This window comes from Desertibaculum subflavum, assembly GCA_003576705.1.
GTDB classification, from domain to species: domain Bacteria; phylum Pseudomonadota; class Alphaproteobacteria; order Ferrovibrionales; family Ferrovibrionaceae; genus Desertibaculum; species Desertibaculum subflavum.
The window spans coordinates 1-26658 of sequence record QOZS01000023.1 but is presented as its reverse complement, the minus strand read 5'-3'; the positions used below and the strand labels follow the sequence as shown (position 1 = coordinate 26658).

The 26658-nt window shown below is 70.1% G+C and carries 25 protein-coding genes; 16 read left to right on the top strand and 9 right to left on the bottom strand.

Annotated features, from left to right (window positions below; all coding sequences use genetic code 11):
- Positions 1–4: 4 nt before the first annotated feature.
- The 4 genes from DT074_RS13785 to DT074_RS13770 are packed head-to-tail and all read left to right on the top strand — an operon-like array spanning position 5 to position 3211.
- The gene (locus DT074_RS13785; RefSeq protein ID WP_162914891.1) at positions 5–505 is read left to right on the top strand and encodes a FixH family protein; all 501 of its coding nucleotides are present in this window, start codon (positions 5–7) and stop codon (positions 503–505) included.
- Positions 502–2865: a heavy metal translocating P-type ATPase gene (locus tag DT074_RS13780; RefSeq protein ID WP_119420436.1), complete on the top strand. Its 2364-nt coding sequence runs from the start codon at positions 502–504 to the stop codon at positions 2863–2865. Before DT074_RS13785 ends, DT074_RS13780 begins: the two co-directional genes overlap by 4 nt.
- A complete protein-coding gene (ccoS, locus tag DT074_RS13775) occupies positions 2862–3026 on the top strand; it encodes a cbb3-type cytochrome oxidase assembly protein CcoS (RefSeq protein ID WP_119420435.1) in 165 nt (54 codons plus the stop codon). The genes DT074_RS13780 and ccoS overlap by 4 nt, the downstream gene beginning before the upstream one ends.
- Positions 3023–3211: a hypothetical protein gene (locus DT074_RS13770; RefSeq protein WP_119420434.1), complete on the top strand. Its 189-nt coding sequence runs from the start codon at positions 3023–3025 to the stop codon at positions 3209–3211. Before ccoS ends, DT074_RS13770 begins: the two co-directional genes overlap by 4 nt.
- Here DT074_RS13770 and DT074_RS13765 read toward each other — a convergent pair whose 3' ends face one another.
- A complete protein-coding gene (locus tag DT074_RS13765) occupies positions 3212–5173 on the bottom strand; it encodes a CHASE2 domain-containing protein (RefSeq protein WP_119420433.1) in 1962 nt (653 codons plus the stop codon).
- 13 nt (positions 5174–5186) lie between these two features.
- Complete coding sequence (locus tag DT074_RS13760) at positions 5187–5837, bottom strand: FecR family protein (RefSeq protein WP_119420432.1); 651 nt, start codon at positions 5835–5837, stop codon at positions 5187–5189.
- A gap of 288 nt (positions 5838–6125) precedes the next feature.
- On the opposite strand from DT074_RS13760, the gene DT074_RS13755 reads away from it, so the two are divergent.
- The 7 genes from DT074_RS13755 (at position 6126) to DT074_RS13725 (ending at position 12845) form a co-directional block, all read left to right on the top strand.
- On the top strand, positions 6126–6839 hold the full coding sequence (locus DT074_RS13755; protein ID WP_162914890.1) for a Crp/Fnr family transcriptional regulator: 714 nt from the start codon (positions 6126–6128) through the stop codon (positions 6837–6839).
- Between the two features lie 47 nt (positions 6840–6886).
- Positions 6887–7696 carry an SDR family NAD(P)-dependent oxidoreductase gene (locus DT074_RS13750; protein ID WP_119420430.1) on the top strand — a complete coding sequence of 270 codons (810 nt, stop codon included), beginning with the start codon at positions 6887–6889 and terminating at the stop codon, positions 7694–7696.
- Positions 7693–7959, top strand: a complete 267-nt coding sequence (locus DT074_RS13745) for a cyd operon YbgE family protein (RefSeq protein WP_119420429.1) — start codon at positions 7693–7695, stop codon at positions 7957–7959. Before DT074_RS13750 ends, DT074_RS13745 begins: the two co-directional genes overlap by 4 nt.
- A gap of 12 nt (positions 7960–7971) precedes the next feature.
- Positions 7972–8568 (top strand): SCO family protein, encoded by a 597-nt coding sequence (locus tag DT074_RS13740; RefSeq protein WP_119420428.1) that lies wholly within the window; start codon positions 7972–7974, stop codon positions 8566–8568.
- Positions 8569–8777: 209 nt separating this feature from the next.
- Positions 8778–10949 carry a methyl-accepting chemotaxis protein gene (locus tag DT074_RS28525; protein ID WP_368744662.1) on the top strand — a complete coding sequence of 724 codons (2172 nt, stop codon included), beginning with the start codon at positions 8778–8780 and terminating at the stop codon, positions 10947–10949.
- A 208-nt stretch (positions 10950–11157) separates the two neighbouring features.
- Entirely contained in the window at positions 11158–12384 is a 1227-nt protein-coding gene (locus DT074_RS13730) for a polyhydroxyalkanoate depolymerase (protein WP_119420427.1), read from the top strand.
- A 23-nt stretch (positions 12385–12407) separates the two neighbouring features.
- Complete coding sequence (locus DT074_RS13725; RefSeq protein WP_368744661.1) at positions 12408–12845, top strand: YcgN family cysteine cluster protein; 438 nt, start codon at positions 12408–12410, stop codon at positions 12843–12845.
- Positions 12846–12851: 6 nt separating this feature from the next.
- Here the strand turns inward: DT074_RS13725 and DT074_RS13720 are convergent, their stop codons facing one another.
- Positions 12852–13922, bottom strand: coding sequence for an ATP-dependent 6-phosphofructokinase (locus DT074_RS13720; protein ID WP_119420425.1), 1071 nt, complete (start codon positions 13920–13922; stop codon positions 12852–12854).
- 153 nt (positions 13923–14075) lie between these two features.
- Here DT074_RS13720 and DT074_RS13715 point away from each other — a divergent pair, with 153 nt between their 5' ends.
- Together DT074_RS13715 and DT074_RS13710 are read left to right on the top strand one after the other, a co-directional pair.
- Complete coding sequence (locus DT074_RS13715; RefSeq protein ID WP_119420487.1) at positions 14076–14486, top strand: PaaI family thioesterase; 411 nt, start codon at positions 14076–14078, stop codon at positions 14484–14486.
- Positions 14487–14532: 46 nt separating this feature from the next.
- Positions 14533–15252 carry a DUF1003 domain-containing protein gene (locus DT074_RS13710; RefSeq protein ID WP_119420424.1) on the top strand — a complete coding sequence of 240 codons (720 nt, stop codon included), beginning with the start codon at positions 14533–14535 and terminating at the stop codon, positions 15250–15252.
- Positions 15253–15474: 222 nt separating this feature from the next.
- On the opposite strand, the gene DT074_RS13705 is transcribed toward DT074_RS13710, so the two are convergent.
- The 3 genes from DT074_RS13705 to DT074_RS13695 form a co-directional block, all read right to left on the bottom strand.
- Positions 15475–16005: a Spy/CpxP family protein refolding chaperone gene (locus DT074_RS13705; protein ID WP_162914889.1), complete on the bottom strand. Its 531-nt coding sequence runs from the start codon at positions 16003–16005 to the stop codon at positions 15475–15477.
- Positions 16006–16083: 78 nt separating this feature from the next.
- The gene (locus DT074_RS13700) at positions 16084–16854 is read right to left on the bottom strand and encodes an SDR family oxidoreductase (protein ID WP_119420422.1); all 771 of its coding nucleotides are present in this window, start codon (positions 16852–16854) and stop codon (positions 16084–16086) included.
- A gap of 75 nt (positions 16855–16929) precedes the next feature.
- Positions 16930–18105 carry an acetyl-CoA C-acyltransferase gene (locus tag DT074_RS13695; protein ID WP_119420421.1) on the bottom strand — a complete coding sequence of 392 codons (1176 nt, stop codon included), beginning with the start codon at positions 18103–18105 and terminating at the stop codon, positions 16930–16932.
- Positions 18106–18333: 228 nt separating this feature from the next.
- On the opposite strand from DT074_RS13695, the gene DT074_RS13690 reads away from it, so the two are divergent.
- Entirely contained in the window at positions 18334–19863 is a 1530-nt protein-coding gene (locus DT074_RS13690; RefSeq protein WP_119420420.1) for a methyl-accepting chemotaxis protein, read from the top strand.
- A gap of 242 nt (positions 19864–20105) precedes the next feature.
- Here DT074_RS13690 and DT074_RS13685 read toward each other — a convergent pair whose 3' ends face one another.
- A complete protein-coding gene (locus tag DT074_RS13685) occupies positions 20106–21362 on the bottom strand; it encodes a hypothetical protein (protein ID WP_162914888.1) in 1257 nt (418 codons plus the stop codon).
- Between the two features lie 320 nt (positions 21363–21682).
- Between DT074_RS13685 and DT074_RS13680 the strand changes: the two genes are divergently transcribed.
- Together DT074_RS13680 and DT074_RS13675 are read left to right on the top strand one after the other, a co-directional pair.
- Positions 21683–22858 carry an ABC transporter substrate-binding protein gene (locus tag DT074_RS13680; protein WP_119420418.1) on the top strand — a complete coding sequence of 392 codons (1176 nt, stop codon included), beginning with the start codon at positions 21683–21685 and terminating at the stop codon, positions 22856–22858.
- A 10-nt stretch (positions 22859–22868) separates the two neighbouring features.
- A complete protein-coding gene (locus DT074_RS13675) occupies positions 22869–25148 on the top strand; it encodes a methyl-accepting chemotaxis protein (protein WP_119420417.1) in 2280 nt (759 codons plus the stop codon).
- A 111-nt stretch (positions 25149–25259) separates the two neighbouring features.
- Here the strand turns inward: DT074_RS13675 and DT074_RS13670 are convergent, their stop codons facing one another.
- Entirely contained in the window at positions 25260–26423 is a 1164-nt protein-coding gene (locus DT074_RS13670) for a pyridoxal phosphate-dependent aminotransferase (protein WP_119420416.1), read from the bottom strand.
- 5 nt (positions 26424–26428) lie between these two features.
- A partial coding sequence (locus tag DT074_RS13665) for a hypothetical protein (protein ID WP_162914887.1) occupies positions 26429–26658 on the bottom strand: 230 nt, incomplete at its 5' end.

Sequence of the window (26658 nt, the reverse complement as noted above, 5' to 3'; positions counted from 1 at the left end):
AGCCATGCGTCCCGGCGCCGTCGCACCGGCAGCCAAGGGCCGGCGCCCTCCCCTCTTCTGGGTGCCCTGGGCCTTCGTCGCTGCCTTCGTTGTCGTGATCGCCGTCAACGGCGTGCTGATCGCCTTCGCGACGCGCACCTTTTCCGGCCTGGTGGTGGAGAAACCCTATCTCAAGGGTCTCGCCTACGAGGCGACCTTGCGCCAGGAAGAGGCGCAGGCCGCGCTCGGCTGGTCGACCACCACGGCCTACCGCGCGGCGAACCGCGAAATCGCCGTGCGCTATCTCGACAAGACGGGCCGGGCGCTCGGCGATCTGCAGGTCGTCGCGTCGATCGAAAGCCCGTTGCGCCCCGAATCGGCGGTCGACGTGCCGCTGCACTACCAGGGCGAGGGCTGGTACCGCGCCAAAGTCGAGTTCGCGCATCCGGGCCAGCGCGAAGCGGCCGTCACCGCCGCTGCCGGCACCCGGCGCCACCAGCTGCGCTTCCGCTTCGTCGTGCCATGACCGCCGCCGTCGCCCTGCAACTGCCGCCATCCGTCGCCGCGACCCAGGCATGCTGCGCCCATTGCGGCGCCACCGCCCCCGCGGGCGCCCGGTTCTGCTGTGGGGGCTGCGAAGCGGCTTATGCCATCGTCCGCGAGCTTGACCTGGATTCCTATTACCTGCGCCGCACGCTCGATCCCTCGCGGCCGCCGCCGCGCCCCGACAAGGTCGATGTGATCGAGCCGGCCGCCTATGCCGAAGCCTGCGGCGACAACCAGTACCGCATCGAGCTCGCGGTGCACGGCCTGCATTGCGCCGCCTGCGTCTGGCTCGTCGAATCCGTCCTGGGGCGCGAGCCGGAAGTAATCCGGGCGCGTCTGAACGCGACCACCGGCCGGCTGTCGCTCGCCTGGACCGGCCGGCGCGAGGTCGCCGACCGTCTGGCCCGCCGTATCGCCGCGCTCGGCTACCGCGTCGCGCCGATCGCCGCCGACGATGCGCGCGCCATCGGCGACGAGACGGCCGGGCTGCTGCGCGCCATGCTGGTGGCGGGCTTCGCCGCCGCCAATGTGATGCTGCTGTCGGTCGCGGTCTGGGCCGGCGCCGCCGGCGAGATGGGCGCGGCGACGCGCGATCTCCTGCACTGGATCTCCGCGGCCATCGCGCTGCCGGCGCTGCTCTATGCCGGCCGCCCCTTCGCGCGGTCGGCCTGGTCGGCGATCCGCGCCGGCCACGCCAACATGGACGTGCCGATCACCATCGGCATCACCCTGACGGCCCTGGTCAGCCTCCACGAGACGGCGCTGGGCGGCGCGCATGCCTATTTCGAATCGGCCACCATGCTGGTGTTCTTCCTGCTTGTCGGCCGCTATCTCGACCGGCGCGTGCGCGGACGCGCGCGGTCCGGCGTGGCGCATTTCCTCGCCTTGTCGCGGGTGCCGGCCCAGGTGATCCGCGCCGACGGGCGCCTGGAGACGGTGACGCCGGCGGCCCTGTCGACCGGCGACCGCATGCAGGTCGCCAGCGGCGATCGCTTGCCGGCAGACGGCGTGCTGGTCAGCGAGGCGACGCTGATCGATACCTCGCTCCTCACCGGCGAGGCGATGCCCCGCACCGTCCGGCGCGGCGCCCTGCTGCATGCCGGCACGGTCAACCTCGGTCCGCCGATCGCGGTCGAGGTGACCGCCAAGGGCGAGCGCACGCTGGTCGCCGAAATCGCCCGCCTGGTCGCCGAGGCGGAAGGCGGCCGCGCCGCCTATCGCATGCTGGCCGACCGCGTGGCGCGGCGCTATGCGCCGACCGTGCATGCGATCGCCGCGGCGAGCTTCATCGGTTGGATCGCGCTGGCCGGCGCCGATTGGCGCGACGCCATGCTGGTCGCCGCCGCCGTGCTGATCATCACCTGTCCCTGCGCGCTCGCGCTGGCTGTCCCGGCCTCGGGCCTGGTGGCGGCGAGCCGGCTGGCGCGGGCGGGCACGCTGCTGAAATCGCCGACCGCGCTGGAACGTCTCGCCGAGATCGACACCATCGTGTTCGACAAGACCGGCACCTTGACGCGCGGCCGCCCGACTCTGATCCGCGACGGCATCGCCGACGCCGATCTCGCGGCCGCCGCGGCGATCGCCGCCGTGTCACGGCATCCCTTGAGCCGTGCGGTGGTCGAGGCGGCGTCGACCGTGAATCCCCGCACCGACGTGACGGAGCATCCGGGCCTTGGCCTGGAGGCCGGCGCCGTCCGCCTCGGCTCGCGCGCGTTCTGCGGCATCGACGACCGGGCCGATGCCGTCGGTCCGGAGCTGTGGCTGGCGCGGCCCGACCATCCGCCGGTGCGATTCCGCTTCGAGGATCCCCTGCGGTCGGACGCCGTCGAAACGGTACGGCGGCTGCAGGCTTCGGGATATCGGCTGGCGCTGCTCTCCGGCGACCGGCCGGCGACGGTCCGGCATGTCGCCGCCGAGCTCGGCATCGAGGATTGGGCCGCCGGGCTGACGCCGGCCGGCAAGGCCGCTCGCATCGCCGCCCTGGCCCAGCACGGCGCCCGGGTGCTGATGATCGGCGACGGGCTGAACGATGCGCCGGCGCTGGCTGCCGCACATGCTTCGCTGGCACCGGCGCTCGCTTCCGATGCCACCAGCGGCGCCGCCGACGCGGTGTTCCAGGGCGAGCGCCTCGGCGCCGTGGTGTCGCTGCTCGATACCGCCCGCGCCGCGCACCGCATTGCCCGGCAGAACCTGCTGTTCGCGCTCGCCTACAACGCCGTCGCGGTGCCGCTCGCGGTCGCCGGCGGCGTCACGCCGCTGATCGCCGCGCTCGCCATGTCGTCGTCGTCGATGGTGGTGGTCGGCAACGCCTTGCGGCTCGATCGACGGAGGCCGGCATGAACGCACTGCTTCTCCTGATCCCGATCGCCCTTCTGCTCGGGCTCGGCGGCCTCGCGCTCTGCCTCTGGGCGGCGCGCAGCGGCCAGTTCGACGATCTCGACGGCGCCGGCAGCCGCATCCTGTTCGACGACGACAAGCCCATTCGGAGGACCAAGCCATGATCACCGACTATCTCTTCGCCGCCCTGGTCACCGTGCTCGCCCTGGTCGGCATCCTGCTCGCCGCCTTCGCCGACGATGCCGGCATCTACATCTTCGGCCTCGGCATGGCCGCCTTCGGCACGCTGTTCGATTTCTGGCTGATCAGGCGGCACTTCGATGCCGTCGACGCCGCCAGGCGCGCCTGATCAGACCGGCATCCGGAACGCCCAGACCGGCAGCGGGGTCGAACGGCCGCGTATGTGCTGCGGCGTCGCCGGCACGAAGCCCTCGATCAGGTCTTCGCGGCCCGCCTCGCGGGTCGCATCGACCACCGCGCCCGATACCAGGATCGGCGTCATCATCGCGCGGGCCAGCTGCTCGAGCCGGCTCGCCAGGTTGACCGTCTCGCCCGCCACCGACATGTGCCGCTGCTGCGTGCCGCCGAGGCGTGCCACCACGACCGGGCCGTAATGCACGCCGATGCGCAGCCGGACCGGCGGCTCGCCTTCCTTCTCCAGCTCCGCGTTCCAGGCGGCGACCGAGTCCATTAAATCCCGCGCGCAGGCGACGGCCGAGGCCGCATCGCTCCTCGTCGGCTCCGGCAGGCCGAAGATCAGCATGGCGCCGTCGCCCATGAACTGCTCGATCAGGCCGTTATGGTCCAGCGCCGCGCGCTCGAGCCGCCGGTGCAAGGTACGCAGGAAGTCCACCGTCCCCGCCGGGCCCAGGCGCTCGCTGCGCAGGGTGAAACCCACCACGTCGACGAACAGGATCGCGGCGAGCTGCGACCGGCCCTCCATCGCCAGCGCGCCGCCGCTCGCCAGGGCCTCGGCGATCATCGGCGACTGGTACTCGACCAGGTTGGCCCGCTCGCCGGCCAGCCGACGGCTCTCGATGCGCTGGGCCCGGAAGCGGGCGCCGGTGACGCTGGCGGCGATCAGGGCCGCGCAGAGCACCGGTTCCACGCCGCCGACCACCCATCTCGTCTGGAGAAACGCCCAGATGGCGCCGCCGGCACAGGCGAGAACGATCGCCGATACCAGCGCGACGCTCAGCGGCAGCAGCCGGGCATTGGCGGCAAAGAATGTCAGGACCGCGACGGCAAGCAGCACCAGAGCATCCACCAGCCGTACCCGCCAGTCCTTCACCAGCACCTCGTCGTGGACGATATTGGCGAGCGCGCTGGCCAATACCTCGACGCCCGGCACGTCGCGGCTGAACGGCGTGGTGAACGTGTCGCCGACGCCGAGCGCGGTGGCGCCGATCAGCACCACCTGCCCGGCGAGCTGCTGGCGGCCGATCTTGCCGTCCAGGATATCGAATACGGAATAGGTCGTGACGGTGCCGCGCGGCCCGTAGTGATTGAGCTCGATGGCGTTGTTGGGGCCGATCGGCACCCGCCTGTCGCCGAGCCTGAGCTCGCGTCCGCTGCGCAGGATCACTTCGCCGCGGCCCAGTTCCAGCTTCTTTATCGCCAGCGCCAGCGGCAGCGCCGGCAGCTGGAGGTCGCCGAGCGGCAGCACGACCGGGAGCTCGCGCAACACGCCGTCGGCGCCGGCCACGACATTGACATGGCCGACCTCGCTCGCCTCCCGCAGCGCCGTCAGGGGCAGAAAAATGTCGCGGACCGCCGCGGTCGGCCGCTCGCGGCCTTCGACATGTTCGAGCACCGGCAGCCCGGCGTCCCGCAGCGCGGCCAGCTTGCCCGGCGGTGGCGATCCGGGACCGAACACGACGGCCATGCCGAGAACATCCCGGTGGCTGCCGGCCAGGGCATTCCGCAGGAGGATGTCGCCGGGCGACAGCACGTTGCCGTCGGTGGGCTGTTCGGCCTCGATCAGCAGCAGGTCGATGCCGATGGCGCTGACATGCGCCCGGTCCAGGTTTTCCACCACGGCGCCCAGGATCCAGCGCGGCAGCGGGAAACGGCCGAGGCGCGCGAGCGTCGCGTCGTCGATCGCCAGAACCGCGATGTCGGTCGGCATCGGGCGGGCACCGCGGATGGCAAAGCGCCAATCGATGCTGGCGCGCTCGAAGGCGCTCAGCGGCCCGCCTTCGCCGGCCGGGTGCCACCAGCCCACCAGCAGCGCAAACAGCACGGCCGCAGCGATCCACCGCTTGCGCAACTGCGCCGCGCTGCGGATCGCCACGAAGCCGGCTGCGGGCATCCGAGTGACCGGCTCAGAAGGTCACGGCTGCGATCGCGCGGTCGATGCGGGCCTGGCCCCAGCGAACCGCGGGCGGCGCCACGGCGCCCGGTGCCACGTCGACGCCCTCGCCCGGCGCCAGCACCGTCGCGGAACCGCCGGCCTTGCCCTGCACGGCGACACTGCCGCGCATCACCAGAACGGCGGTGCCGCGCGGCGTCACCTGCGCCAGCCATTCGGTCGACCGCACCGAAGCGACGGCGGTCGGGGTGGTCACTTCGAAGCGGCCGGCCGGACGCCGCTCCGGCAGGATGAAGCGCACAATGCCCTCCAGCAGTTCCAGCACGGCATCCGATGTCCCTTGTTCCGACAGGCGCCCAAGGTCGAGCATCGAGCTCTCGCCCACGACGACAATGATCCCGTCGCTGCAGGTGATCTCGATCTTCGCCCCCGCGCCGGTACCGATCCGGTCGTTCGGCCGCAATCGCTGTTTGATCTCCGCGCGGGAGTAGATGCCCTCCCGGATGACAACGCCTTCGCCGACCAGGCGGGACACGGCGCAGGTTCGCATCGACTGGGCGGCGGCCGGCAGCGCGGACACGGCCAGCATGACGGCCCCGGCGAGCGCCAGTGCGCTTGCCTTCAATGCCTGTCGGCGGGCATGCACGGGAAGGGTCTTCGACATGGGTCGATCCTCGCAGATTTTCGGTGTGTCTTGTAAGCGTCGACAACGTCGTCACCAAGTGCGGCCGCAGCGAGCGCGCCGCCGCAGCCGCGGAAGGCAAGGTGGCGGAGGGGGCCTGCGGCAATGCCTCGATTCCGCGACGCACCGGCATGAAATGGACTCCCTGGCCCTCCTCGCACGATCAATGCCTAGGGAAAGGCTGCGATCTGCGTTATGAACCATGTCACAGGGGGTGGGGATCTCCGCCTGCCGCGGCCATTGAGGACGCCCATGGCAAGCGATGTCAGGATGACGGAAGCGACACAGATCGGACCGGTCGAGCGCAAGCGGCTCCTCAGGTCCAGCTTTCTCTTCAGCGACCTGCCGGACGAAATGCTCGACCGGCTGACCAGCCTCAGCACGACCCGCCGGCTCGACCGCGGCGAGCTGCTGTTCTCCCGCGGCGACGACGGCGACGCGCTCTACGCGGTGGTCGCCGGCCTGATCCGCATCTGGATCAGCAGCGAGGGCGGCAAGGAGCTGATCCTCGGCCTGATGGAGCCGGGCGACGCCTTCGGCGAGATCGCCCTGCTGGATGGCCTGCCGCGCACCGCCAGCGCCACGGCATCGGAGGATTCGGTGCTGCTGCTGATCCGGCGCGATCAGTTCCTCGACTTCCTCACCCGCGACAGCGGCCTCGCCCGACACGTCATCGAGCTTCTGTGCGAACGGCTGCGCGGCAACACCACCATGCTGGCCGAGTTCGCCTTCAGCGACCTGCGGGCGCGCCTCGCCCGCCGGCTGGAAGCACTGGCCGTGGGCCATGGCCGTCGCACCGCGGCGGGGACCGAGGTCGGCCTCAAGCTGTCGCAGAGCGAGCTCGCGAACATGCTGGGCGTCAGCCGGGAAGCGATCAACAAGCAGCTCGCGGCCTGGAGCCAGGAGGGCATCCTCGCATTGCGCCAGGGCCGGATCGTCATTCTCGATGCCGCCCGCCTCGGCCAGTTCCGCGACAATTCCTAGGCCCAGGGCCCCTTGCAGGCGGCCACGCCGCGTACTGGAATGCACCGATGCAGACCGCCGAGCGCCGCCTCGCGCTGATCACCGGCGCCTCCGCCGGCATCGGTGCCGCCCTGGCACGGGAATACGCAGCCCACGGCTACGATCTCGTGCTGACCGCACGCCGGCTCGACCGCCTGGATACCCTCGGCGCCGAGCTCACCGGGCGCCATCGCATCACCACGCACGCGATCGCCGCCGATCTCGCCGACCCGGCGGCGCCTGATGCCCTGTTCGCGGAGCTCGGCCGGCGCCGCCTCATGGTGGACGCGCTGGTCAACAATGCGGGCTACGGCGTACCCGGCCATTATCGGCGGACGCAGTGGGCCGATCAGGCGGCGTTCCTGCAGGTTCTGGTCACCTCGGTCTGCCATCTCAGCCATCTCGCCTTGCCCGGCATGATGGAGCGGCGTTTCGGCCGCATCCTGAACGTCGCCTCGCTGGCGGGCCTGGTGCCCGGCTCCGCCGGCCACACGCTCTACGGCGCCGCGAAATCCTTCATCATCAAGTTCTCGCAATCGCTGGCACTCGAAGCGATGGGCCAAGGCGTCCACGTCACGGCGCTGTGCCCGGGCTTCACCTATTCCGAGTTCCACGACGTGACCGGCACGCGAGCCCGGATGTCGCAGCTGCCGGAATTCATGTGGATGACCGCCGAGGAAGTGGCGCGGCAGGGTTATGCCGCCGTGGAGCGCGGCGACGTCATGCATGTCACCGGCGGGGTCAATCGCGGCATTGCGCGGCTCGCCAAGCTGGTGCCCGAACGTGCGGCGCTCGGACTGATGGCACGGGGCTCGCGCCGGTTCCGGGCGGAGGAATGACGGCCCTTCGCCTGGTTTCGCTTGCCCTGGCGGCCCTGGTGGGGGTCGTCGTCCTGTTCAACCCCGACTGGACGTCGCAAGCGGCGGGCTGGATCGCGCGCAGCGGGCTCGCCCTTGCCTTGATCGGTCTGCTCGGTGCCTTCACCTACGGAATTGGCCATCAGCCGGAGCGGCGCCTGCTGCAATTGGTCCAATCGCCGAAAGTTGCCTGGCCCGCCATGCTGGTCGGCGTCATGTTGTTCGCCGTCGAACGTTATGTGTGAGGATTCGCCGCTATGCGCAAAGGGCTCGAACGTGGCCTCATCCTCGTCATGGCCGCCGCCCTCGCCGTGCTCGGCTATGTCGGCGTCCGTCTGTACCAGGACCTCGTCCTCCGGGCCGAGCAGTCGCAGGTGCCCATCGGCGGCCCGTTCACGCTGATCGACCAGGCCGGCGCCACCCGGACGGAGAAGGACCTGCTCGGGCAACCGGCGGTCGTCTATTTCGGCTACACCTACTGCCCGGATGTCTGCCCGACCGAGCTGATCAACATCGTCGGCGCCCTCGACCTGCTCGGCCCCAAGGCGAAGCAGGTCCGCGCGGTCTTCATCACCATCGATCCGGAGCGGGACACGCAGAAGGTGATGGCGGATTTCGTGAGCAATCTCGGTGGCGGCATCATCGGTCTGACCGGCACGCCGGAGCAGGTCGCGGCCGCCGCACGGGCCTACCGGGTCTACTACCAGAAGGGCAAGCCGAAGCCCGACGGGGCCTATACCGTCGACCATTCCGGCTTCGTCTACATCCTGGACAGGCAGGGGCGCTATGCCGCCCATCTCGGCCCCAATGCCGCGCCGGAGAAGATCGCCGACAAGCTGCGCGCCCTGCTTTAGCCGATGTTGAGTTTCGTTACCGGCCGGCCGGGCAGTAGAGAGTCGCAATAAAATCAAACCATTGCCGACCACGGCCGAATATGAGCCGATCAGCGGCCGTTAGAAATTGCACAACCAATCATCGGCACACTCGGCTTGACTGGCCCGCCGGGCCGCGCCGGCGACATACCCGCCGCTCGACACCAACCGCAACAGCGGGGCAGGAAACCGTGCTTTCGCGTTTCAACGATCTTCCCATCCGCGCCCGCATCGTGACCGGCTTTGCCGCCGTGCTGGCGCTGCTGGCCGTGGCCGGCGTCGTCGCCGTCACCGGTTTCGGCAGCGTCAACCGCTCGGTCGGCCAGTACGAGCGCGTGGTCGACAACACCGCCCGGGTGCAGCGGGTCGAGCGCAACGTCGTGCAGCTGAACCGCTATGTGCTGGATTTCATGGGCAGCGGCCAGGAAGCCGTGTTGAAGGGTGCACGCGACCTGCTGGGTGCCATCGGGACCGATCTGCAAGCCGCGGCGGAGCGGGCCAGCGCGGCGGAGATGGTTGAGATGGTCAAGCGCATGCAGGCGCTGGTCGGCCAGTATGCCGCCGATCTCGAGCAGGTGGTGGCGCTTCGCACTGCCCGCGAGACGACCTGGACCGGCGAGGTGGAGCCGACCGGGGAATCGCTGCAGAAGAAGCTGGCCGAGACGCGCGAGAAGGCGACCCAGAGCGAAGAGCATCAGGGCGCCACCACCGTCGGCGCCGCCGAAGTGGCGCTGCTGACCTCGCGCCTCGACGCCATGCGCTTTCTGGCGAGTGGCGACAACAAGCACCTGCGGGCGTTCCAGGACCAGATCGACGATTTCACCCGGCTGAGCTCGGATGCGAGCAGCCAGCTGCTCTCCGAGGAGGCGACCAAGACTCTGGAGGAGGCGATCGAGCTCGCCGAGACCTACGAGTTCGCCATCAAGAAAGCGGTCGACGCGGCGCAGGAGATGGACGGCCTCTACAAGGGCTCCATGGCGACGGCGGCGGCCGAGCTCGACAAGACGGCGGAAGCCCTCAAGCAGGCGCAGGATGCCCAGATGGACGGCATCGCGGCGGCGGTGAAGGGCACTGTCGCAACGAGCCGCACCACCGGCATCGCCATCACGGTCGCGGGCATCGTTCTCGGCGCGCTGGCGGCGATCTTCATCGCGACCGGCCTGGCGCGTCCGATCGTGGCGATGACGGCGGCGATGGGCCGGCTCGCCAACAAGGAATGGGAGACCGAGGTGCCGGCGCGCGACCGCAAGGACGAGGTCGGCCAGATGGCCGCTGCGGTCGAGGTATTCAAGCAGGCCGGCATCGAGAACGAGCGGCTGCAGGCGGATGCCGAGGCCTCGCGCCAGCAGCAGGAAGCGGAGCGCGAGGATTCCCGCCGCCGTCAGGAGGCACAGACGGCCGAGGCGCAGGCGACCCTGGAGCGCCGCCTGCGGGAGACCGAGGAGGCGATGCGCAAGGCCGAGGCCGAGCGCGCCGCCGAGCAGGAGCGGGTGCGGCGCGAGGCGGAGGCCAAGCGCAAGGCCGACATGAACAGCCTCGCCGATGCCTTCGAGGCATCCGTCAAGCAGGTCGTGCAGACCGTCGGATCGGCCAGCGCCCAGGTGCTGTCCAGCGCCTCGGCGATGGCCGGCACGGCCGAGGAAGCCAACCGCCAGGCCTCGGCGGCGGCTTCGGCTTCCGAACAGGCCTCGACCAACGTGCAGACCGTCGCCTCGGCGGCGGAGGAGCTGAGCGCCTCGATCAACGAGATCGCGCGTCAGGTCACGCAATCGGCGGAGATCGCCCAATCGGCGACGCAGCGCGCCCGCGAGACCGGCACCACGGTCGACGGATTGGCGCAGGCAGCGCGCAAGATCGACGAGGTGGTCGACCTGATCAACAACATCGCCAGCCAGACCAATCTGCTCGCGCTGAACGCGACCATCGAAGCGGCCCGCGCCGGCGAGGCCGGCAAGGGCTTCGCCGTGGTCGCCTCGGAAGTGAAGATGCTGGCCAATCAGACCGCCAAGGCGACCGAAGAGATCGCGCGTCAGATCCAGGGCGTGCAGGGCGCGACGCGCGATTCCGTCGCGGCCATCCAGGGCATCGCCAGGACGATCGAGGAGGTGAACCAGATCGCCACTTCGATCGCCTCTGCCGTCGAGGAGCAGACCTCGGCTACCAAGGAGATCAGCCGCAACGTTCAGGAAGCGGCCAGCGGCACGCAGGAAGTGTCGCAGAACATGGGGAGCGTCACCCAGGCGGCCGCACAGACCGGCAGCACGGCGCAGCAGATGCGCTCGGCCGCCGAGTCGCTGTCCGAGCAGGCAAAGACCCTGGCCGGCGAAGTCGACCGGTTCATCGCCAAGGTACGCGCCGCCTGACCTGCCGGCGCGTGGCGCGTCGGCCCGTCTCGATGCCGACGACGTGATAACGCGCCACAAACGGCCAAGGTTCCGCCCGCCGGCCGCCACCAATCCGACCTAGCTCGTAAGACGTACCCAAAGCGAAGCCTTTCGCTAAGGGATCGCGGCGCAGCGTTGAAGCGTTAAAGCCTGCGCTGCCACGTCGTGGAGGTCGAACCAGGCCATCATGCTGTACCAACTGCACGAGCTGCACCGGGCCGCCCTGACGCCGATCCGGTTCGCCGCGGAGGCCAGCCACCGGTCGCTGCATCATCCGCTGAACCCTCTCTCGTACTTGCCCGCCGGATGGGCCCTCGCCGCCGCCTGCGACCTGTTCGAGCACTCGACGCGGCATCGGCCCCGTCCCGACTTCAATATCGATGCCGCCGATTCCGACGGATCGCCTCTCGCCGTCACCGAGGAAGTGGTGGAGCGGCATCCGTTCTGCGACCTGCTGCACTTCAAGCGCGAGCCGGCGCCCGCCGCGCCCAATTCCCGCGTGCTGATCGTGGCGCCGATGTCGGGCCACTTCGCCACCCTGCTGCGCGGCACGGTGACGACCATGCTCGCCGAGCACGACGTCTTCATCACCGACTGGAAGAATGCCCGCGACGTGCCGCTCGCCGAAGGCGGGTTCGACCTCGACGACTACATCGACCTTGTCATCCACTTCCTCGCCACGCTCGGGCCGGGCACGCATGTGATGGCGGTCTGCCAGCCGTCGGTGCCGGTGCTCGCCGCCGTCGCCTTGATGGCCGCGGAGAAGCATCCCGCCACGCCGCCCTCGATGATCCTGATGGGCGGGCCGGTCGATACACGGCTCAGCCCGACCACGCCGAACAAGCTCGCCACCTCGCACCCGCTCGCCTGGTTCGAGAACACGGTGATCCACCATGTGCCGTTCAACCACGCGGGCTTCATGCGGCGGGTCTATCCGGGCTTCCTGCAGCTGACCGGCTTCATGTCGATGAACTTCGACCGCCATGTCGACGCCCATGTCCGGCAGTTCCATCACCTGATCCAGGGCGACGGCGAATCCGCCGCGGCGCACCGGGCGTTCTACGACGAGTATCTCGCCGTGATGGACCTGCCGGCCGAGTACTACCTGCAGACCGTCGACATCGTGTTCCAGCGCCACCTGCTGCCCGACGGCAAGTGGGAGAGCCGCGGGCGCAAGATCGACCCTTCGGCGATCGAGCGCACCGCCCTGATGACGATCGAAGGCGAGTTCGACGACATTTCCGGCTTCGGCCAGACCCTCGCCGCGCAGGACCTTTGCAAGCGCATTCCCCGCAGCCGCCGTTTGCACTACCTTCAGGCCGGTGTCGGCCACTACGGCGTGTTCAACGGCTCGAAATGGCGCAAGGAAATCAGCCCGCGCGTCGCCGCGTTCATCCGGGCGAACGAGAGATAGATCCCACCGCTCCCATCACCACGGTGGAAGACGAGCCGTTCTGGCGCCGCAAGACGCTGGAACAGATGACGCGCGCGGAATGGGAGAGCCTGTGCGACGGCTGCGGCAAATGCTGCCTGCACAAGATCGACTTCGTCGATACCGGCGAAGTCGCCTTCACCCGCGTCGCCTGCAAGATGCTCGACCTGAAGAGCTGCCGGTGCAGCGACTATGAGAACCGCCACGACTACGTGCCGGATTGCGTGCGCCTGACGCCCAAGCGCGTGCGCACGGTCGACTGGCTGCCTTCCACCTGCGCCTATCGCCTGGTCGCCGAGGGCAAGGGGCTCGCTTGGTGGCACCCGCTGGTCTCCGGCGATCCGAACACCGTGCACGAGGCCGGCATCTCGGCCCGCGGCCGGGCCATCCGCGAGACCGCGCGCACCCGGCTCGAGCGCAACATCGTCACCTGGATCGACTGAGCCGCTTCAGTCACCGAGGCAGATGCCGAGGCCTCGCGCGGTCCTGACCATCGGCCCTTGCGGGTCGACCAGCTTCGGGCGGTCCAGCACCAGATCGAACGGCACGTCGATCACCTCGCGGTTCCACCAGGCGACCATGCGGTCGAACTTGCCCTCCGCCACCAGGTCGACGGCGTGCACGCCGAAGACCGAGCCGAGCAGGCGGTCGGCCGCGATCGGCGTGCCGCCGCGCTGCACATGGCCGAGCACGGTCACGCGCACCTCCGCGCCGGTCGCCTCGGCGAGCCGCGTCCCGACATAATGGCCGACGCCGCCGAGCCGCTTCTGCCCGCCGAGATGCTCGACCATCACCGGGGCGCCCTGCTCCGTCGGCACCGCTTCGGCGACCACCACCAGCGCGAAGTTGCGCCCGGCCTGGCGCAGGGCCTCGACCTTCTGGGCGACGCTCGCCACGGTCCAGGGAATCTCCGGTATCAGCACGACATCGGCGCCGCCGGCGATACCGGCCGCGATGGCGATATGGCCGGCATCGCGGCCCATGACTTCCAGCACCATCACGCGGCTATGGCTCGCCGCGGTCGGCTGCAGGCGGTCCAGCGCCTCGGCCGCGGTGGCGACCGCCGTCGCATAGCCGATCGCCGTCTCGGTCAGGCCGACATCGTTGTCGATGGTCTTCGGGATGCCGACCAGGTTGAAGCCGCCTTCCTGCGCCAGGCGGCGCAGGATGGCGAAGCTGCCGTCGCCGCCGATGCCGATCACGGCGCCCAGGCCGAGCTTGCGGACGCCGGCCGCGACCTCGGCCGACCGGTTGCGCTTCGAGCCGTCCGGCATCGGGAAGGCGAAGGGATCGCCGTGGTTGGTGGTGCCGAGGACGGTGCCGCCCTTCAGCAGCATGTCGCTCGCCGTGACGCCAGGGCCGAGTTCCTCGGCATCCGGCGGATCGCGCAACAGGCCGAGCGTGCCTTGGCGGATGCCGACGACGGTCCAGCCGAGCGAGCCCGCGCGCAGCACGGCGGCGCGGATGATGGCGTTCAGACCGGCGCAGTCGCCGCCGCTGGTGAGGATGCCGACCCGCATGCTGCCTCCTTGTATCCCACGCCCCAGCCAAAGCCCGCATACACCGGCCGGCGCGAGATGGTAACCCCTTGCCCGCCGATTACCTGAAAGGTCATTGCGGAACCCGCGGCGGCACGGAAAGCTGCCGCCACGGTCCAGATGGAGGAAGCATCCATGGCGGCGTTCGATCCGGCGGAGATCACCAGGCGGTGGAAGGGCACCTTGGGCGAAACACTGGGGCTTCGCGTGGTCGAGGCGTCATTGGACCGCGTCGTCGCCGAGCTCGACCTGAAGCCGGCGCTGACCACGGTGGGCGGCACGGTGCATGGCGGCACCTTGATGGCCTTCGCCGATACGGTCGGCGCCACCGGCGCGGTGCTGAACCTGCCGCCCGGCGCCGGCACCACGACGCTCGAATCGAAGACTAATTTCTTCGCCGGCTGCCGCGAGGGGACCATCCGCGCCACCGCGATCCCGCTGCATCGTGGCCGCCGCACCAGCGTCTGGGAGACCCGGCTGATCGGGCCGGATGGCCGGCTGCTGTCGATGACCATCCAGACCCAGATGGTGCTGGAGTCGAAATAGCCGCCGCCGCGCTAGTCTCCGGGCGCACCTGCCCGGAGGCCTTCCCATGCCCGACGCCGCGCGTCCCGCCAACCATCTCGTCTGTCAGATCTGCGGCCGGGCCAAGCGGCGAAGCGAGCTGGTGGCGGCCAGCCTGATCCGGCCGACGCTCGCGGCGAAGATCGCCGAAGCGGTGCCGGGCTGGTCGGCCGAGGGCTACATCTGCACGGCCGACCTCAACCTCTTCCGCCAGCGCTATGTGGAGACGCTGCTGGAGGCCGAGCTCGGCGAGACGGCGAGCCTGGAGCGGTCGGTCATCGAGCGGATCGCCCGGCAGGAGACCCTGGCGAGCGATGTCGACCGCGAGATCGAGCAGGACCGTTCGACCGGCGAATGGCTGGCCGACCGGGTGGCGGCATTCGGCGGCAGCTGGCGCTTCCTCATCCTGTTCACCGTCGTCATGATCGCCTGGATGGGACTGAACAGCTGGGCGCTCGCGCGCGGCGCCTTCGATCCGTATCCCTACATCCTGCTCAACCTGGTGCTGTCCTGCCTCGCCGCCATCCAGGCGCCGATCATCATGATGAGCCAGAACCGGCAGGAAGCGCGGGATCGGCGGCACGCCCGCAACGACTATCTGGTGAACCTGAAGGCCGAGCTCGAAATCCGCCTGCTGCACGAGAAGCTCGACCACCTGCTGCAGCACCAATGGGAGCGGCTGCTGGAAATCCAGCAGATCCAGATCGAGCTGATGAACGAGGTGGCCGGCCGGCGCCCGCGCGGATGAAACGGATTTCATGTCGCCGCAAGGCGGCGGCCACGCGCGGTTTGCGATAACTCTCCTCGCGAAAACGGCCGCGGGGTCGCGTCGCGTAGCCCCCCCACCCCGCTCCCGCGGTCGCGAGGGCCGGCCCTAACGGGTCGGCCCTTTCGCATTTCCGGAACCCGTGCACAAAAGAAAACCGGGCGCCCGTTGGGGCGCCCGGCTGGCTCGGAAGTGAGGTGCGGTCTAGTGCCGCATCATCATGCGGTGCTTGCCGCCACCGCGCGACAGCAGCTCGTCGGCGGCCGCCTTCTGCTCGTCGCTCAGCTGGGCGTAGAGCGGCTTCGCCGCGTCGAGCAGCTTCTGGCTCGCCTCGGCGCCCTGCTTCATCATCTCGGTGCGGCGCTCCAGGCGCTCGACCGCATTGGCCGGCTTGTCGCGGTCGCCGCCCATCTGCTGATGACGCTCGCCCATCGCCTTGGCCTGGGCGCGCAGGACGTCGGCGAAGGCGTTGAAGGCCGGGGTCTGCGCCTCGGTGATCTTCAGTTCGGTCTTCAGGAAGGCGATCCGGCCTTCGATATGGCGGCCGGGCTGAAAGGCGGCCCGCTGGTGATGGCCGTGGCCGTGCGGGCCCTGCATGCCCTGGCCCTGCATACCTTGGCCCATGGCCGGGGGCGGCGCAGGCGAGGCAGGCTGCGCGACGGCGAAGCCGATCGCGCCGGAAACCAGCACGGCACCGGCCAGGGCGGCAGCGTAGAGGGGACGACGGGAAGACATGGGTCTGGGTCCTTCGACTGTGGGGGACGGCAATCGGACCGTCACTCCCATATACGGCGAGCGGCGGCCGTTCCTGCGCTAGCGGCCGGCCGGCGCGCCGATCACGAAACCGCCACCGGAAGCGTTGATCGCCGTGCCGGAGACGAAGGAGGCCTGCTCGTCCGACAAGAGCCACATGATCGGCCAGGCGCTTTCGAGCGCGGTGCCGATCCGGCCGATCGGGATGGTGGCCGCGATCGCCGCCACGCGTCTGGGATCTGCCGCCGTCGCCGCCGTCATGTCGGTGAGCGTGAATCCGGGCCGCACCACATTGGCGCGGATGCCCTCCGCCGCCACCTCGCGCGCCAGCCCCTGGGTGAACACGTCGATGGCGCCCTTGGTCGCGGCATAGGCCGAGCTGCCGGCGCGGCCGCCGGTGGTCGCCGCCATCGACGAGACGTTGACGATGGCGCCGCCCTTGCCGCCGCGCGCCGTCGACATGCGGCGCACCGCCTCGCGGCAGCAGAGCATGGTGCCGATCACGTTGACCTGGAACAGCCGCGCGAGATCGCCGGCGTCGAAATCCTCGACCCGGGCCTGCGTCACATAGAGCCCGGCGCTGTTGACGAGATGGGTGAGCGGGCCGAGCGCCTTCTCGGTCGCGGCGAACATCGCCTCGACCTCGGACGGATCGGCGACGTCGCCCGGGACGGCGATTGCCTTGCCGCCCAGCCCGGCGACCAGCGCTTCCGCCTTGTCCCGCTTGCTGCGGTAGTTGACCGCGACGGCATAGCCCTGCGCGGCGGCGAGCCTCGCCACCTCGGCGCCGATGCCGCTCGCCCCGCCGGTGATCAGCAATACGCGGCTCATGCGTGTCTCCTCCTGAAAGCGGAACGCCGGCCTCGCGGCCGGCGCTCCTGCCCGTTCCCTCAGGCTGCTCAGGCGTCAGGCCACCTCGAACAGGCCGGCGGCGCCCATGCCGCCGCCGATGCACATGGTGCAGACGACGTACTTCACGCCGCGCCGCTTGCCCTCGATCAGCGCGTGGCCGACCATGCGGGCGCCCGACATGCCGTAGGGATGGCCGACGAGAATGGCGCCGCCGTTCACGTTCAGCTTCTCGTTCGGGATGCCGAGCTTGTCGCGGCAATAGAGCACCTGCACCGCGAAGGCCTCGTTCAGCTCCCACAGGCCGATATCGTCCATTTTCAGCTTGAAGCGCTCGAGCAGGCGCGGCACCGCGAAGACCGGGCCGATGCCCATCTCGTCCGGCTCGCAGCCGGCGACCGAGAGGCCGCGGAAATAGCCGAGCGGCTGCAGGCCCTTCTTCTCGGCGAGCTTCGCCTCCATGACGACGCAGGCCGACGAGCCGTCGGACAGCTGGCTCGCATTGCCGGCGGTGATGGTGCCGCCCTCGACCACGGTGCGGACATTGCGGAGGCCGTCGCGCGTGGTGTCGAGGCGCGGGCCCTCGTCGTGTTCGAGCGTCACCTCCTCGAGCAGCGACTTGCCGGTCTCCTTGTTCTCGATCTTCTTGGTCGCCGTCATCGGGACGATCTCGTCCTTGAACTTGCCGGCCTGCCGCGCGGCGGCATAGCGCTGGAAGCTCTGGAAGCCGTAATCGTCCTGCGCCTCGCGGCCGATATTGTAGCGCTTGGCCACCGTCTCGGCGGTCTGCAGCATCGGCATGTAGAGGTCGGGCTTGTTCTTCAGGATCCAGTCATCGGCCATGCGGAAGGCGCGCTCGGTCTGGGCGAGGCTGATCGATTCCACGCCGCCGGCCACCATGACCGGGACCTGGTCGATGATGATGCGCTGGGCGGCGATGGCGATCGCCTGCATGCCGGAGGAGCATTGGCGGTCGATCGTGGTGCCGCCGACGGTGACCGGGAAACCGGCCCGGATCGCGGCCTGGCGGGCGACGTTGTTGCCCGTCGGGCCCTGCTGCGCGGCGCAGCCCAGGATCATGTCCTCGACCTCGCCCGGCTCGATCTTGGCACGGCTCACGGCGTGCTTGACCGAATGGGCGGCCAAGGTCGCGCCATGGGTGTTGTTGAAGGCGCCGCGATAGGCCTTGCCGATCGGCGTGCGGGCGGTGGAAACGATGACGGCCTCGCGCATACGGGGGTTCCCTCCTGATTTCCTGCGGGCGGTTCCGGTTTGGTGTAGATGCACCATAGCGGTCACCCACGACCAGCAAAAGCCTGGGCCGAGCAAAAGCCGGGGGCCGGGACGCGGAATCCCGGGGCCGGCAACCGAACGGTAAGATGCCGCGAGGCACAAAGGTAAACTTGAGCCCTGAGCCTGCCTAAAGACCCATAAGCCCTTGATCCGCAAGCCCACCCACTGATGCTCGGCAACCTTTCCATCCGCGCCAAGCTGCTGGTCGCGCTGCTCGTGCTGGCGGCGGCGGGCGGCTTTGCCGTGTGGAAGGCGGTCGACGCCCTGCAGGAGACGCGGAGCGAGCTGGCCCGGGTCGAGCGCGCGGTGGCCGACCTGCGCGGCAAGCCGGACGGCGCCGCCGCCGCCCTGCCGATCGACCGGGCGCTGCAATCGGTGCGCACCACCTCGGCCCAGGCGGAGACCGACCTTCTGGTGGCGAGCACCATCGTGCTGGTCACCGGCTTCGTGCTGGCGCTGCTCTGGCTGATGCTCGGCATCGCGCTGCCGATCGGGCGGATCACCGAGGCGGCCCGCAATCTCGCCAAGGGCGACCTCTGGACCGACCTGCCGGACGACCGCCGGCGCGACGAAGCCGGCGGCCTCGCCGGCGCGCTGAAGGGGCTGAAGCGCGCGGTGATCGACCAGCGCGGCCGCGGCGACGTGGCGGAGCAGAAGCTGCAGGAAGCCATCGAGGCGCATGCCCAGGCGCAGGCGCGCGACCGGCAGCTGGCGGAGGAGATCAGGCACATTGCCGAATCGACGCGCCACGACGCGGACCAGCGCATCCGGGCGCTGGAAGCGGCGCTGCGCGAAGCTGCCGAACGGCATGGGAAGGAGCAGCGCCAGGAGGCCGAGAGCGCGGCGGAGCGGCGCGGCCGCGTGGCGCAGATGTCGCTCGCCTTCGAGCGCTCCGCCTTCGATGCGCGGCGTGCGGCGAGCGGCGCGCTCGACCGCCTTACCGGCCTCGCCGATGCGGTCGCCAAGGCGGGCGCGGCCGCCGCCGGCACGCATGCGACCGCGATCCAGTCGACCAGCGAGACCGAGCAGAGCCTGGAGGCCGCCGGCCAGCGCGCCGATGCGCTGGGCCGCGCCATCCGCGGCATCGTCGAGCGGGCGCGCGGCTCGGCCAAGACGGCGGCGGAGGCGCTGGGCCGAGCGCGCACCACCGATGTGGAGGTGCAGGCGCTGTCGGAAGCGGCGCAGCGCATCGGCGACATCGTCGGCGTGATCCAGGCGATCGCCCAGCAGACCCATCTGCTGGCGCTCAATGCCAGCATCGAGGCGAGCCGCGCCGGCATCGCCGGCAAGGGCTTCCAGGTGGTCGCCGGCGAGGTGAAAGCGCTCGCCGACCAGACCGCCCGCGCCACCGACCAGGTGACCCGCCAGATCGCCAGCATCCAGGAACGCGTGGCGCGCTCGGTCGAGGCGATCCGCGGCATCGGGGACGCGGTCGGGCAGGTGGCGCTGACCGCCGACGGCATCGCGACCGCGGTCGAGCAGGAGGGCGTCGCCATGGTCGAGCTCGGCCACCACCTGGACGAGGCGACCACCCATGCCGCCGCGGCAGGGCGGGCGCTGCAGCCGCTCGGCGAGGCGACGGCGGCGCTGACCCGCTCGACCTGCGCCATGCAGGAGGCGGCGGCCATCATCGCCAAGCGCCTCAGCGCGCTGGAGGCGGATATCGGCCGCTATCTGGAAGCCGTGCGCGAGATTTGACCGCGGGCTTGCTGTCGCTCCGGGACATTTTTTCACCGCCAAGGACGCGAAGGAAAGAAGTTCACCGCAGGGGACACAGAGAACTCGGAGGCACGCGGAGAATGCTCCTCCCTCGGCGAAGCCGGGGGAGGCGGGGGTGGGGGCTTTTGTGTTTTTCCTCACCGCTGCGCCACGGATGTGCAAAACACAAAAACCCCCACCCTTCCCTCCCCCACACCGCTGCGCGGCGCGGGGGAGGGCTTTCACTCGGCGGCCTGGGCCAAGGCGTGCTCCGGCGGCGGGAGGTTGCGGATCTCGGCCATGACGTTGGCGATCACCGGGCCCATCGTGGGATCGGTGTCGAGCAGGTGGCGGACGAAGCCGAGGACGTCGATGCGCGGCGGTGCGGGCGCGGCGATCGGCGCTGAATCCTGCTCTGCCGCAGCCTCTTCCTCTGCCGCCCGCTCTTCGGCGAAGTCGAGCGCGCGGCCGATGGCGTGCTGGGCGGTGATGGCCGTCGGCGCGAGGCCGGCATCGCAGGCGAGGTTGCGCAAGGCTTCCAGCCGACGGACATGCGCCTCGACGGGATCGTCCGGCTCCAGGGCGAGCAGCGGCGGCGCATCCGTTCCGCGGCGCATGCGTTCCGCGATGCGGCCGGGATAGATGCAGATCTCGCTGCCCGGCATGACACGATCCGGCCCATGGGTCCTGATCCGCGCCTGCGCGATCAGGTTGAGATCGGCGAGCTCGGCCAGCGCCTTGCGGGCGGCGCGCACGGTGATCCGAAGCCGGCCGGCGAGCCGGACGCTCCAGTAGAAGTCGATGTCGTCGGGGCGGTCCGCCGGATCGTCCACGGGGTCGAGCAGCAGCTCGATCGCGGCATGGCGCGCCGCCGGCGAGAGCGCCCGGTCGATGTTGATGGCGTCGACCTCGGCAAGCTCGCCGTGCGGCGGCGCGAGCGATACCTCAGTTTCCTCAAGTGCGGGCACCGGCAGCGGCGCATTTGTTCCGCGGCGCCGCTGCGCGCCGATGCCGAGCGCCCGGCCCAGGGCGCGCTCGGCCGACACCGCCGTGGCGATGCGCTTCGCCGCCACCGCCCGGTCGCGCAGGCGGCCCATCATCTCCAGATGCTCGGCCCGGCTCGGCAGCGCGGAAGCGGCGCGGATGAAAGCGTGTTCGCACGCGATATCGGGCCGTTCCTCCGTGTCCCAGACTTCCTCTGCCGCCCGGAGCGGCCGGCCCGCGCCGGTCACGCGGAAGGTGAGGCAGTTCTCCACCGCCAGCTCGGCGATCGCCTGCCGCACCGTGCGCTCGGCCAGCGCCAGATGGCGGGCGAGTGCTGCGACCGGCGGCCGCTCCGGCAGCACGTAGGGATCGTCGTCGCGCAGGGCCAGCGCGACCAGGATCTGCTTCGCCGCCGGCGACAGGCTCGGGTTACGGATGGTGCGCAGGATGTGGCGCCGGCGAATGCGGAACGACCACTCGTAGAGCGAGCGCTTGGGCGGTTCGGTCTGGGGCATGGCCGGCATCCATCGCTGAAATGCCGTATCATACAATGAATTCTCTTAATACGCAAATATTTTCTCAACTCCGGAAGATATGTCCCTCTTAGGGGATCGACAAATACGCGACGGTTGCAGGACCTCAGGCCAGCTCGCCCTCGGCAATATTCGTCTATCAAGTGATAATCTTCGTCGACACTCGCATCGCGAGAACAACAACTCCATTCGATATTTGAGAATCGTGATGCCGCGGTGATTCTATTCATACATTTCGACACATTTTTTTAAGCCGGATGGACGAAAAACGGAGACCCGACAAGGAGCAGGAGCCTCTTCCCATGCATCCCATTCGCCCCACCATTCCGTTTGCCGCCGCGGCCTTCGCCGCGTTTGCGATGCTCACCCCCGCCCATGCCGCCGATCCCGGCGTCGCCGCCGACAAGATCGTGTTCGGACAGGCCGCCGTGTTCGAAGGCCCCGCTTCCGCGCTCGGCCTCGGCATGCGCGAAGGCCTGCAGGCCGCCTTCGCCGAAGTGAACGCCAAGGGCGGCGTGAAGGGCCGCAAGCTGGAGCTGGTCACCAAGAATGACGGTTATGAGCCGAACCAGTCGATCGCCGCGGTGAAGGAGCTGATCGCCGCCAATGTGTTCGCGCTGATCGGGCCGGTCGGCACGCCGACCTCGGCCGCCACGCATCCGATCGCCGGCGAGGCGAGCGTGCCCTTCATCGGCCCGTTCACCGGCGCCGAGCTGCTGCGCAGCCCCTACAAGCCGCATGTCGTCAACGTCCGCGCCTCCTACTTCCAGGAGACCGAGGCGATGGTCGAGCGGCTGACCAAGGACCTGAAGGTCGAGAAGATCGCGATCTTCTATCAGGACGATGCCTATGGCCGCGCCGGCCTCGACGGCGTCAAGAAGGCGCTGGAGAAGCGCAAGATGCCGCTGGTCGCCGAGGGCACCTATGAGCGCAACACCACGGCGGTGAAGCAGGCGCTGCTGACCATCAGCAAGGCGAAGCCGCAGGCGGTCGTCATGGTCGGCGCCTACAAGCCCTGCGCGGAATTCATCCGCCTGGCCCGCCAGTTGAAGTTCGACGCGGTGTTCCTGAACGTCTCCTTCGTCGGCTCCGACGCGCTGGCGAGCGATCTCGGCGACAAGGGCGAGGGCGTGGTCATCACCCAGGTGGTGCCGTTCCCGCAGGATGCCTCGGTGCCGGTGGTCGGCCGCTATCAGGCCGCGCTGAAGGCCCACAAGGCCGATGCGAAGCCGGGCTTCGTGTCGCTGGAAGGCTATCTGGTCGGCCGTCTGGTCATCGCCGCCCTCGAGGGCATCGACGGCGAGCCGACCCGCGCGGGCCTGATGCAGAAGCTGACCAACGGCAGCTTCGACCTGGGCGGCGTCAAGCTGACCTATGGCGCCAATGACAACCAGGGCTCGGACGATGTCTTCCTGACGATCATCCAGAAGGACGGCACGTTCAAGGCCGTGAAGCAGCTCACCGCCGTCGGCGGCTGAGGCGCTTCACATGTCGGGTCTCCCGCGCTTGCGGCTCGGTGTCGGCGGCCGGCTCCAACTCGGAGTCGGCGCCGTCGCCGCCACCACCCTGATCGCCGGCGTGGTCGGCTGGACCTCGCTCGCGACCCTGGAATCCGGCATTCAGGCGATCGGCAGCCGCGAGCTGCCGACCGTGGCCGGGACGCTGGCGCTGGGCCAGCAGGCCGCCACCCTGGCGGCCTCGGCCCCGGCGCTGGCAGGCGCGCAGACCAAGGCCGACCACGAGGCCGAGGTGGCCAACCTGCGCCTCCATATCGAGGCGATGCGGGCGACGCTGGGCGGCATCTCGGTCGATGCCAAGCAGGCGATCGAGGCCGCCATCGGTACGATGGACGGCAAGCTGAAGGAGCTCGCCGACGCGACCGCCCAGGCGATCGAGGCGGCGGCGCAGCGCGAGCAGCTGGTGGCACAAGTGGCGGCGCTGCACGCGGCCACGTCGAAGATCGTCACCCCGCGGGTGGACGATGCGACCTTCGAACTGACGCTCGGCATGAACGGCGTTGCCGATGCCAAGGACATCCAGGCGGCGGCGAAGCAGATCGGCGGCCTGGCCGAGAAGGAACTCGTGCTTCTGACCACGCTGATGGCGCTGTCGGCCGATGCCAATCGCATGGCCGGCCTGCTGGTCGAGGCGGCGCAGACGCCGAAGAGCGAATTCCTGGTGCCTCTGAACGAGCGCCTGGTGGCGACCGCCGCGCGCCTGACCGGCGCGCTGGAGACCATCGAGAAGGCGGAGAAGATCAAGGACCTGCCGGAGAACGTCCAAGGCCTGGTCAAGCTGAGCCAGACGGGCGGCATCCTCGACCTGCGCAAGCGCGAGCTCGGCGCCATGCAGACCGCCGGCGAAGCGCTGGCCGGTGCCCGCGCCGCCGCGCAGGAATTGGGCAAGCTGGTCGATACGGCCGCGCTGGCCGCGCGCCAAGCCGGCACCGCCGCGGTCGAAGGCTCCGCCGCCTCGGCCGCGATCGGCCGCCAGGTGCTGATGGCCGCCATGCTGGGCGCGGTCGGCGTCGCCGGCTTCGTCGCCTGGTTCCTGGTCGGCCGCGGGGTGATCCGCCGCATCGGCCGGCTGACCGTGGCGATGCGGAGCCTCGCCGATCGCGACTGGTCGACCGCCGTGCCGGATGTCGAGAGCGCCGACCAGATCGGCGAGATGGCACGCGCCGTCGAGGTGTTCAAGCAGAACGGCATCGAAGGCGAGCGCCTCGCCGCCGAGGCGGAAACGTCGCGCGAACGCGAAGCCAGGCTCGAGGCCGAGCGCCGCGAGGCCGAGCGCGCCGCGGCGGAGGATCAGGTGCGTCGCGAGGCCGAGGCCAAGGCCGCAGAAGAGCGACGCCGCCAGGAAGCCGAGGCCGAGAAGCGCGCGGCGGAAGAGCATCAACGCCGCACCGCCGAGGCGGCGCGGGCGAAGGAGATGACCGGACTGGCGGCCAGCTTCGAGGAAGCCGTGGGCGGCGTGGTGACGGCGGTGGCCGATGCGGCGCGCGAGATGCGCAGGCTGGCCGATACGCTGGTCGGCGGCGTGCGCGTGGCGGCCGACCGCACCTCCGTCGTGGTCGCGGCATCGGAGCAGTCGAGCGCCAATGTGCAGGTGGTGGCGAGCGCGGCGGAGCAGCTCGCCGCCTCGATCCGCGAGATCAGCGCCCAGGTGCAGAACTCGGCCCGCGCCTCCAACGAGGCGGTGGCCCAGGCACAGACGACCAATCGCGATATCGAAGGCCTGGCCGAGGCGGCGCAGAAGATCGGCGACGTGGTCGGCGTGATCCAGGCGATCGCCGCCCAGACCAACCTGCTCGCGCTCAACGCCACCATCGAGGCGGCGCGCGCCGGCGAGGCGGGCCGCGGCTTCGCCGTGGTCGCCTCCGAGGTGAAGAACCTGGCCAACCAGACGGCGCGCGCGACCGAGCAGGTGGGCGAGCAGATCGGCGGCATCCAAGAACTGGTCAAGCGCTCGGTCGACGCCATCGGCCGCATCGGCCAGACCATCGGCCAGGTCGACGGCATCGCCGCCTCGATCGCCAGCGCGGTGGAGGAGCAGGGCAGCGCGACCCAGGAGATCGCCCGCAACGTGCAGGAGGCTTCGGCCGGCACGCAGGAGGTCTCGGAGAACGTGCAGCGCGTCGCCGAGGTGAACGCCGAGACCGGCGCCGCCGCCGACCGCGTGCTCACCGCCGCCGGCGGCCTGGCGCAGCAGGCGGAAACCTTGAAGGGGGAAGTCGACCGCTTCCTGGCGCGGGTGCGGGCGGCTTAGCGAACTCCCAAGAATACAGTTCGTCATGCCCGGGCTTGTCCCGGGCATCCACGGCTCTCCGCAGTGCTGTCGCCGACGCGTGGATGGCCGGGTCAAGCCCGGCCATGACGTTTAATCGAGCACCGGCGCCAGCCGCTCCAGCGCTTCCGCCACGCGCTCCGGGCTGATCGCATAGCACAGGCGGATATGGCCTTCGCCGCTGTCGCCAAAGGCCGCGCCCGGCGCGAGGCCCACGCCGGTCTCGTTCAGGATGCGCTTGCAGGCTTCGACGCTGTCGGTCAGGCCGTCGACGGCGAAGAAGGCGTAGAAGGCGGCGGCCGGCGGTGCGAAGCGCACGCGGCGGAAGGTCGAGAGGCGCTCCACCACGATGTCGCGCGATTGCGCCAGCCTCGCGCGCTGCGCGGCGATGAAATCCTCGCCCTGCTCCAGCGCGGCGACCCCGCCCCATTGGGCGAAGCTGGTGGGGCCGGCGATGTTGAACTCGGTCAGCTTCTCGAGCGTCTCGCCGAGCGCGGCCGGCGCGGTGAACCAGCCGAGCCGCCAGCCGGTCATGCACCAGGCCTTGGAGAAGCTGTTGATCACGATCACCGGATCGTCGGCACCCGACACATCGATGAAGGACGGCGCCACCTCGCGGTCGTAGACGATGCGGGCATAGACCTCGTCGGCGACGATCCAGAGGCCGCGCGCGCGGGCGAAGTCGAGCAGGCGCTGCTGCTCGGCCGTTTCCATCATCCAGCCGGTCGGGTTGCCGGGGGAGTTGACGAAGATGGCGCGCGTGCGCGCGTCGCACAGCGCCTCCAGCCGGTCGAGGTCGAGGCGCCAGCCCTGGTTGCCGGAATCGAGCACGGCGAAGCGCGCCTCGCCGCCCAGCACGCGCACGCAATCGGCGGCGTTCGGCCACATCGGCCCGACCAGCACCACGTTGTCGCCGGCATCGACCAGGGCCTGCAGCGCGATCATGATGGCGTTCATGCCGGAGGCGCTGACGGTGATGCGGCTCTCGTCGACGGCGCGACCATAGATCCGCGTCATGTAGCGGGCGATGGCGGCGCGCAAGGCCGGCACGCCGGCATTCGGCGTGTAGAAGGTCTCGCCCCGCCTGAGCGCCTCGGCCGCTGCCTCGCGGATGAAATCCGGGGTCGGCAGATCGCTCTCGCCGAACCACATCGGGATGATGCCGGGCCGGCCCATGCCGGCATTGGCGACCTCGCGGATGCGCGAGCCGCGGAGCGCGGCGATGCCGGGCCGGATGCGGGCGGGCAGAGCGGTCATCGAACTCACCTCTTGTTCCTGAACTCGTCCGCCAGCCGGTCGAGCGCGGCGTCGCCAGTGACGCCGCCTTCGGCCAGCGCCTCGGCCAGCTCGTCGATCGCCGCGCCGCCTTCCTCGATGCGCCGGCGCAGCGCCTCGGCGGTCGCGGTGGCGAGCGCGGCGCGGCGCCAGGCGGGACTGAGCCGGCGTCCGGTGCGGCCGCGCTGCGCCAGCACGGCATCGGCGAGCGCCGCCA